The sequence below is a fragment of the Enterococcus camelliae genome, assembly GCF_042685105.1.
GTDB lineage: Bacteria > Bacillota > Bacilli > Lactobacillales > Enterococcaceae > Enterococcus_G > Enterococcus_G camelliae.
Genome location: NZ_JBHUMO010000012.1, coordinates 41678 through 50273, shown reverse-complemented (window position 1 = coordinate 50273; position 8596 = coordinate 41678). Strand labels below are relative to the sequence as shown.

Annotated in this window: 10 protein-coding genes and 1 riboswitch; all 10 genes read left to right on the top strand. The window is 37.5% G+C overall.

The window, feature by feature from the left end; all coding sequences use genetic code 11:
- Nucleotides 1-150, top strand: a 150-nt coding sequence (locus ACFSR0_RS02350; RefSeq protein ID WP_379979523.1) for a zinc ribbon domain-containing protein, incomplete at its 5' end; no start/stop codon positions are given.
- Nucleotides 151-659: 509 nt separating this feature from the next.
- The gene (locus ACFSR0_RS02345) at nucleotides 660-1958 is read left to right on the top strand and encodes an ABC transporter substrate-binding protein (protein WP_379979521.1); all 1299 of its coding nucleotides are present in this window, start codon (nucleotides 660-662) and stop codon (nucleotides 1956-1958) included.
- 68 nt (nucleotides 1959-2026) lie between these two features.
- The gene (locus tag ACFSR0_RS02340; protein WP_379979519.1) at nucleotides 2027-2908 is read left to right on the top strand and encodes a carbohydrate ABC transporter permease; all 882 of its coding nucleotides are present in this window, start codon (nucleotides 2027-2029) and stop codon (nucleotides 2906-2908) included.
- Nucleotides 2898-3716 (top strand): carbohydrate ABC transporter permease, encoded by an 819-nt coding sequence (locus ACFSR0_RS02335; protein WP_379979517.1) that lies wholly within the window; start codon nucleotides 2898-2900, stop codon nucleotides 3714-3716. Before ACFSR0_RS02340 ends, ACFSR0_RS02335 begins: the two co-directional genes overlap by 11 nt.
- A gap of 9 nt (nucleotides 3717-3725) precedes the next feature.
- A complete protein-coding gene (locus tag ACFSR0_RS02330; protein ID WP_379979515.1) occupies nucleotides 3726-4850 on the top strand; it encodes an ABC transporter ATP-binding protein in 1125 nt (374 codons plus the stop codon).
- Nucleotides 4828-5631 (top strand): metallophosphoesterase family protein, encoded by an 804-nt coding sequence (locus ACFSR0_RS02325; RefSeq protein WP_379979513.1) that lies wholly within the window; start codon nucleotides 4828-4830, stop codon nucleotides 5629-5631. Before ACFSR0_RS02330 ends, ACFSR0_RS02325 begins: the two co-directional genes overlap by 23 nt.
- Nucleotides 5632-5685: 54 nt before the next feature.
- A riboswitch (Fluoride riboswitch) is annotated at nucleotides 5686-5744 on the top strand.
- Nucleotides 5745-5809: 65 nt separating this feature from the next.
- Nucleotides 5810-7078, top strand: a complete 1269-nt coding sequence (gene eno, locus ACFSR0_RS02320) for a phosphopyruvate hydratase (protein WP_379979511.1) — start codon at nucleotides 5810-5812, stop codon at nucleotides 7076-7078.
- A 148-nt stretch (nucleotides 7079-7226) separates the two neighbouring features.
- Nucleotides 7227-7916: an NAD(P)H-dependent oxidoreductase gene (locus ACFSR0_RS02315; protein WP_379979509.1), complete on the top strand. Its 690-nt coding sequence runs from the start codon at nucleotides 7227-7229 to the stop codon at nucleotides 7914-7916.
- Complete coding sequence (locus ACFSR0_RS02310) at nucleotides 7913-8107, top strand: hypothetical protein (RefSeq protein ID WP_379979507.1); 195 nt, start codon at nucleotides 7913-7915, stop codon at nucleotides 8105-8107. The genes ACFSR0_RS02315 and ACFSR0_RS02310 overlap by 4 nt, the downstream gene beginning before the upstream one ends.
- A gap of 113 nt (nucleotides 8108-8220) precedes the next feature.
- Complete coding sequence (locus tag ACFSR0_RS02305) at nucleotides 8221-8529, top strand: DUF6506 family protein (protein ID WP_379979505.1); 309 nt, start codon at nucleotides 8221-8223, stop codon at nucleotides 8527-8529.
- The last annotated feature ends 67 nt before the right edge of the window (nucleotides 8530-8596 follow it).

Sequence of the window (8596 nt, the reverse complement as noted above, 5' to 3'; positions counted from 1 at the left end):
AAAATTCGAGAATGGACTTGTCCTATTTGTCATACCCATCACGACCGAGATATCAACGCAAGTATCAATATCCTGACCGAAGGTCTACGAATACAAGCGTTAGCTTATAAACAATCAAGAACCGTAGGTACTACGGGGATAGCTTGGTAAATAAGAGACACCGCTGTTAGTAAAGAAATAAGCTATCAAGTATGCTCTATTCCCAAGAAGCTCCCACTTCAAGCGTTAAGAACCGTCAGGTTTAGCTAAGTGGTGAGTAGTTCACAAAAGGATGTTATAAAAGAAATTGAGGCGCCTCCATATATGGAGCAAATCTACGCTTCTGGTTCGTCCTTGTATGTTTTATTTGAATCTGCTACGCAACGTTTTCGCAATGAGTTTGATGTTGAAAAAGTAGACCGTGTTTTGCGATTGGATTTGTCCATGATAGATGAGGGTAGGTAATCCTACTATTCGATGCATTTCAGTAGCGTTGTAGAGAAAATAGCCATATAGGCTATTTTTTTTTACGTAAATTTTACAAAATGTATAGAAAAAAATCGAGAATAATCAAATTTTTACAAAAGATTTTCCCAATCAATATAGATAACTAACATTGGTAGCCTAAACTAAATAGCGGGAAACGAAGGATCCCAATATAATTGTTACGGAGGATAAAAATGAAGAAAAAAGTTTGGCTTTCTTTTTTTGCAACATTGGGTGTACTGGGAACTGCAGGTTGTGGAAATACCAATAATTCCTCAGAAGCGAAGGCTGCGGATGATTCAAAGCCAGTAACCATTGAATACTGGCATGTTAATGCTGATACTCAGGGAGGAAAAACGGTTACTCAATTGGTTGATGACTATAACAAGTCACAAAGTAAAGTAAAAGTTGTAGCGAAATTTAATCCTGACATGTACAAGGGATTAATGCAAAATTTACAGGCTGCTGTAGCATCAAATACGGTTCCAGATGTCGTACAAGTTGGTTGGGCATTTAAGGATTATTTTGCAGAAAATTTTCAATACACTGATCCCACCGAGTTGGTTAAGGAAGTTGAACCTAAGCAATCGGACTATTTTGATAAGTATTTTTTAAGCAATATAATGGATTTGGCAAAATTAGATGGCAAGTATATTGGAATCCCTTATTCATTGAGTAATCCTGTACTTTATCTGAATGAAGATGTATTAAAAGAAGCTGGTCTTAATGAAAAGGGGCCTCAGACATGGGAAGAACTAGAAACTTATGCAAAAACCATTAAAGACAAAACAGGAAAATATGGTTTTTACATGCAAGAACCTGCAGATAGTTGGGCACAACAAGCCCTGCTTGAAAGTAATGGAGCAGCTGTCATTACTAAAGGAAAAGCAACATTTGCTTCCTCTGAGGGTATTCAAGCATACCAACTTTATCAAGATATGATAGTGAAAGATCAATCCGCCTTGCATATTAGTTGGGACCAAGGAGTGCAAAGCTTTATCGACGGAAAAGTAGGGATGCTCTATACAACCATTGCTCAACGCAATAATGTACAATCAAATGCGAAATTCGAAGTGAATGCTGTAAAATCACCTTCTTGGAAGGGAAAAGAAGTGAAATTGCCTGCAGGTGGAGCAATGTTAGCAGTAACATCGAAAGATAAGGATAAGAAGACTGCAACTTGGGATTTTTTAAAGTATCTTTACAGTGTTGAATCAATGGCTGAATGGACAAAAGGGACTGGTTATGTTCCGCCCCGTAAAGATGTAGCGACATCTGAAAAAGGTTTGAAAAAATTTCTAGAAGAAAATACGATGATGCAGCCTGCTATTGAACAAATGGATGGGATGGTTAGTTGGAGTTCTTTCCCCGGTGATGCAGGTTTAGAAGCAGAACAAAAACTGTTAGATATGCGTGATAAAATCTTGTCAGGCAGTGATGTCACTAAGACAATGAAAGATACGCAAAGTGAAATCAATGACTTGTTGAAATAATGGGAGAATAGCACGCAAAAATTGCGGTTTTTGCGTGCATTATTTATTTGTTATAAGGGAGTTTTTGGATGAGAAAACATGCATCTTGGCGCGGATATTTTTACTTGTTGCCTGCAGCATTAGTATTGAGTATTTTTGTTATTTATCCGCTGATTTACACAATCTACTTAAGCTTTTTCAAATGGAATATGGTTTCACCAAACAAACAGTTTGTGGGCTTGGCGAATTATCAGAAAATTTTAAGTGAGCCAGTATTCCAGAAGGTTTTACTTAACACGTTGCTTTATACTATTTTATTTGTTCTTTTTAGTTGCCTTTTTCCCTATATCGTGTCTTTTTTAATGGATATTGTGATTCAAAAAGGAAAAGAGTTTTATAAGCCTATTTTCTTTATACCAGCTGTGATTTCTTTAGTGGTTGCTTCAATGGTTTTTACTTGGATTCTGAATCCTGTGTCTGGTCCGGTTGCGATTGTTTTAAAGTCAGTCGGAATTACTATGCCGATGTGGACTAATTTAAATGGTTGGGTCATTAGTATCATTGCACTAATTACATCTTGGAAAGTTTTCGGTTACAATTTTATAGTCATTTACGCAGCAATTGCTGGAATTGACCGTGAAATGATTGAAGCAGCTAAGCTGGATCGGATTCCGATTTGGCGGATGTTTTTACAGTTGATTTTACCATTAAGTAGTTCGACAGGTATTTATTTGTTCATTATGACTATTGTTCAAGGGCTTCAATATGTCTTTACACCGATCAAAATCATTACAAAAGGTGGACCTAATAATGGCAGTTCGAATCTTATTTATTACACCTATCAAAAGGCTTTTGAAATGTATAAAGTAGGAGAGGCTTCAGCGATTTCTGTGATTACTTTACTGATTTTCCTAGTTATTTTAGTATGTACTTTTAAATTCATTGAAAAGGGAGTTTATTATGAAAATTAAAAAAACTCTATGGGTACATTTTCTCTTTATCCTAATTTTGTTAGGTGTTTTTTATCCTTTGCTATTTATTTTAGCAAATTCGTTCAAACCGTTGAAAGAAGCGTATCATACAATTTTGAGTTTGATTCCCACGCCTTTTACGTTTCATAATTTTAGTTATCTCTTTGAAAATTTGCCACTGTTACAAATTACTTGGAACACTTTTTTCATTGCTACGGTGATTACTGTTGTGAAATTGGTTCTATCATTTTTTGCAGCATATGCTTTTACCTATTATCAAATCAAATTTAAACGGATCTGGTTTTTATTAATTATTGCAACAATGTTCATCCCATTCACAGTATCAATGATTCCAAACTATTTGTTGATGAGCAAGTTGCAGTTGATTGATACTTCTTGGGGTGTTATTTTACCCCAATTTGCAGATGCAATGGGAATTTTTTTATTGACTCAAACAATGAGGGGAATTCCCAAATCTTTACTCGAAGTAGCTGAATTGGATGGAGTTTCGCAGCGCGATATTATGCAATCAATTATTTTTCCACTAACACGTCATGCAATTACGTCAACTGGAATATGGTTTTTTATTACTTCGTGGAATGAATTTGTTTGGCCTGTTTTAATTTTAAAATCAATTGACCGCTATACTTTACCGTTAGCAATGCAAACGTACATTAGTTCAGAGGGTGGTACAAATTTTACAGTGGCGATGGCTATCAGTTTGATTACAATGATGGTGCCGCTGATACTTTATATTATTTTTCAAAAATACATTATTGGAACCTTTGTTTCTGCAGGGATAAAATAGGAGAGATTTATGGGAAAAGTTATTCAATTATCAAATATAGTTAAAAAATATGATGATTCAATTATTTTAGCAGGGATAGATCTAACGATTAAAGCAGGTGAACGAATTGTTTTGCTGGGTCCCTCTGGTTCTGGTAAATCCACTTTACTGCGAATGATAGCTGGACTTGAAAAAATCACAGATGGTGAATTATTTTTAGATGGGAAACTTGCAAATCAAGTATCTTGTGGTGAACGAGATATGGCAATGGTTTTTCAAAACTATGCTTTATATCCCCACATGTCAGTAAATGAAAATATTACATTTGCTTTACGTTCAAATCGCTTGGATAAAAGGGAAATTGAAACAAGGCTTAACGAGGCATTAGATATGTTAGATTTGAAACCTTACCAAACACGTCTACCCAAAGAATTATCAGGAGGGCAGCGCCAACGTGTTGCACTTGCAAGAGCAATAGTCAAACGTTCAGAGTATTTCCTTTTGGATGAGCCATTATCTAATTTGGATGTCCGATTGCGTTTAGATGCCCGGATGGAACTAGTAAAAATACATGAAATGTATCAACAAACATTTGTATATGTCACACATGACCAAATTGAAGCGATGACAATGGCTCATCGTATCGTTTTGTTGAATGAAGGAATGATTCAGATGGTCGACACACCCCGTAATGTATATTTACGACCAACGAATGTTTTTTCAGCTACATTTATTGGTGCCCCAGGGATGAATATTTTAGAAGCACAGCTTCGATCGAACGAATTGGTAGTGGGTAATCAATTTTTTACTCTAAAAGAAGAATGGCGGAAGTTCTTGCTTGAAAAAGGAGAATTCCATCTGCTTTTCGGCATTCGACCGGAACACTTTACACTTGTAAATCATGGAGGAGACCTGCAAGGTAAAGTTATTTATCGAGAGTTACTCGGTCAGAATTATGCTCTGACTATTGATTTAGGAGAGTCAACAATCATTGCATTAAGTGAAGAGAGTCATTGGAAAATTGGCGATACTGCCCATCTTTTGGTAGACCAGAAGAATTGTCATTTCTTTTCAAAGAGCAACCAGATGAATCTTGGTTATCCATTCACATTAGAAGAAGGAGAGAGTACGAATGAAATTTTTGCATCTATCTGATACACATATCCGAATGAATTACACTACCAATTCCTTAACGAACGAGTTGTTTAATGAATATAATAATCCTACGATTCATTTGGCCAATCTTTTGAAACAAATAAAAGAGGAGGAGTATGAATTTGCTATCATAACTGGAGACTTAGTCCACGAGGGATCAATAGAGGATTATGAGTTGTTTAAACAACTTTGGCAAGAAATTGTTCCGGAGATTCCATATTATTTTTGTCGAGGAAACCATGACCGACAACACTCATTCTTTGAAGGAATGGATGTATGTAGGTCTGAAGAAGGTGATTATCTGTCTTACCAAATGAAAGATGGTTTACGAATTATTAGTTTGGATTCTGCTCAAGAAGAACATCACGAAGGAAAAATTTCTATTGCTCAAATGAATATACTGACTGAATGGTTAAAGAAATCTGCTCCAAAAGGAACCATTTTATTACAACATCATCCACTTGCTTGGGAAGAACCAGGCATAGCAACAGAAGTCCCAATTGGTTTTGAAGATGTGATACGTCAAAGTGATGTGATAGGAATTTTTGTTGGGCATATTCATCAAGGCACGACTATGCCATATGCTGGCAAAATGCAATATATGGCTGAAGCAATGTCATTTGGAGTAGATGAATACCCAGATAGATCCATTTTCACAAATCGAAATGGGTATAATTCTTGTTCGTTGACAGATCAAGGGCTCTTTGTTTATCATCACTATATTTGTCCAGAACAAACGGTGATTGGGCAATTAGCTAAGCCCTTTGAAGGAAATTTTTAATTCGTAGAAAAGTGTTCTTCTTTTCTTTTTCAATTCTTTTGTGCTAGACTGAAAGCGTAAATAAGGGATGGTGTTCCCTATAACCGCGAAATGCTGATGACGCCTACCAAGTATTTATTTGTGATGCAAATAAGTGCTTGGTAGGTGTTTTTCATGTTTCCAAAAGGAGGAAGAAAGTATGGTCACAATTGAAGAAGTCAAAGCAAGAGAGATTTTTGATTCGAGAGGAAATCCTACAGTCGAGGCAGATGTTCGCTTATCAGATGGTACGGTTGGAAGAGCAGAAGTTCCTTCTGGTGCGTCAACAGGTGATCGGGAAGCAGTTGAATTACGTGATGGTGGCTCACGTTTGCAAGGAAAAGGAGTCACGAAAGCGGTCAATAACGTCAATAAGGAGATTCATGAAGCATTAAAAGGAAAAAATCCCTTGAATCAAGCAGAAATTGACCGCATTATGATTGCACTTGATGGTACACCAAATAAAGGCAGGTTAGGTGCCAATGCTATTCTAGGTGTTTCAATGGCGGTTGCACGTGCGGCGGCTGCGAGTGAAGACATTCCACTTTATCGTTATCTTGGTGGGGTGGATTTACAGTTACCACAACCATTTTTTAATGTTATCAACGGTGGGGTTCATGCTGATTCAGGCATTGATGTGCAAGAATTTTTGATTACTCCAGTAAAACGGACTTCATTTAGAGATGGTGTTGAAAAAATAGCGAATACGTACCACACATTGAAAAAATTATTAGCTGAACAAGGGTATGAAACAGCAGTTGGCGATGAAGGTGGATTTGCTCCTAAATTACCGAGTACCGAAGCGGCAATTGACATGCTTTATCAAGCCATTCAAGCAGCAGGCTATGAACCAGCTACAGAAATTGCCATTGCCTTGGATCCGGCCTCAAGCGAATTTTATTCTGATGAAACAAAACGGTATCACTTTGAAGGCAAAGAACTTTCTTCTGATGAAATGTTAGCTTACTACCAAGAATTGGTAAAAAAATATCCAGCAATTATTTCAATCGAAGATGGTTTTTCAGAACATGACTGGGATGGATTCAAAAAACAAACCGAAGTGATGGGTTCGAGTATACAATTAGTCGGGGACGATATTTTTGTAACAAATCCTAGCATCTTTAGAGAAGGAATTGAAAAGAAAATTGGCAATGCCATCTTAATTAAACTGAACCAAATTGGTACAGTGACGGAATCAATTGAAACCATTAAGATAGCTCGTGCAAATGGATACAATACGATGATTTCTCATCGTTCAGGGGAGACCGGGGATACCTTCATCGCTGATTTTGCCGTTGCAATGAATGCCGGTCAAATTAAAACGGGATCGATGGCGCGTAGTGAACGGGTCGAAAAATACAATCAATTTTTGCGAATTGAAGAAGAGCTAGGCGAAGGAGTTGCTTTGGCACGTTTCCCTAAAAAATAAAACGATGTAGTCGAGAGAGAGGGCTTTTCGAAGGGAAAGCTCTTTCTTTTTTGGGAAGTTGAAGCGTCTAAGACTGGCTCAAAAGTGCATTCTTTTGCTTATTCGGGTATAATGGGTGATTGTAAATGAAAAGAAAGGAGCTGAGGAGGTGCGGACCCTAGTTATTGTATCTCACCCAGATATTCAAGGTTCGAGTAGCCAACAATTTTTAAAGGAATCTCTGCCAACCCACGAGAAAATCACGTTTCATCATCTCGAAGAATGTTATCCAGATGGTCGAATTGATTGCGTAGCTGAGCAAAAACTGATGCAAGAGCATGATCGAATCATTTTTCAGTTTCCGTTATATTGGTATTCTTCCCCAGCGATGTTAAAGCAATGGCAAGACGAAGTGCTCACCGAATCTTTTGCTTTTGGCGTACATGGGACGGCGTTACGAGGAAAATCTTTCGGATTGGTTCTAGTGATTGGCAATAGTGAGAAAGCGTACCAAGCTGGTGGCAGAGAAGGGTTTTCGTTGAGTGCGATTACCATACCATTTCAAGCAATGGCTAAAAAAGTTGGTATGCATTTCTTAAAGCCATTTGGTATCTATCAGTTTCAATATATGGACGAACCAACCAAATGGAAATTACTGATTCAGTACCAACAATATCTTTGTTTAGAAGATAGTGACTCTTTAAAAGAACGCGAAGAATGGCTGATTCGTGCCTTGACGGCGACTAATTTGGCGACCCTTCCTAAAGAAGCAGCGCCCATTTTAGAAGAAACCATCACGCAACTTGTTCATACGCGGTCAGAATTAGATGAGTTGAAGCTCTATTTAGAAGGGATGTGAGTCAATTGGAAACAAAAGCTGAGTGGCTAGCAAAACAATTGGTGCAATTGGCGCAAGAAAGCAAAGATTATAAGCAAAAAGCGCTGTTATTTGCTGCAAGAGACTTACTAATGGAACAAGGAAAAAGAATCGAACAGGCTAGAGGACAATTAGATGGTGAATTATGGTCACCAAATCAATGGGGAGAGTAGCGTTTCATACTTTTTTTCTCACAAAAGAGGGGGAAATCCTTCTTTTTTTTTCGATTTGTGCTAAACTAAAAGTGGAATATGAATACGCTTTCTTAAATGAAGGAGGAATGATTATGGCATTAGAAGCAGCATTTATTTTTCTAGCACCTGAAGCAGACTATCAAAAGGATCGGTCAACGATTCATACACCTCAAGTCAATTTGACGACAGTTGGTGTCAAGGATTATGTTGATGCGGTCAAAGCGGCAACGGAACTTGAAAAAGAAGGAATTAAGGCAATTGAGTTATGTGGTGGTTTTGGTGTTGAGGGAACGGCAATGATTAAACGGGTCTTATCGAAAGACGTAGCAGTGGGTGTGGTTCGCTTTGACATCCACCCAGGTCTAGACAATAAGAGTGGCGACGATCTTTTTGCTCTATAGTCAGATAATTTTATAAAAAACTTTCAAACCTGAGTGAGATTCTCGGGTCTGAAAGTTTTTTTCTTTT

Coding starts and splice junctions, on each gene's coding strand:
- ACFSR0_RS02335 (WP_379979517.1), top strand. CDS start 2,898: ATGAAAATTAAAAAAACTCTATGGGTACATTTTCTCTTTATCCTAATT.
- ACFSR0_RS02330 (WP_379979515.1), top strand. CDS start 3,726: ATGGGAAAAGTTATTCAATTATCAAATATAGTTAAAAAATATGATGAT.
- eno (WP_379979511.1), top strand. CDS start 5,810: ATGGTCACAATTGAAGAAGTCAAAGCAAGAGAGATTTTTGATTCGAGA.
- ACFSR0_RS02305 (WP_379979505.1), top strand. CDS start 8,221: ATGGCATTAGAAGCAGCATTTATTTTTCTAGCACCTGAAGCAGACTAT.
- ACFSR0_RS02345 (WP_379979521.1), top strand. CDS start 660: ATGAAGAAAAAAGTTTGGCTTTCTTTTTTTGCAACATTGGGTGTACTG.
- ACFSR0_RS02340 (WP_379979519.1), top strand. CDS start 2,027: ATGAGAAAACATGCATCTTGGCGCGGATATTTTTACTTGTTGCCTGCA.
- ACFSR0_RS02325 (WP_379979513.1), top strand. CDS start 4,828: ATGAAATTTTTGCATCTATCTGATACACATATCCGAATGAATTACACT.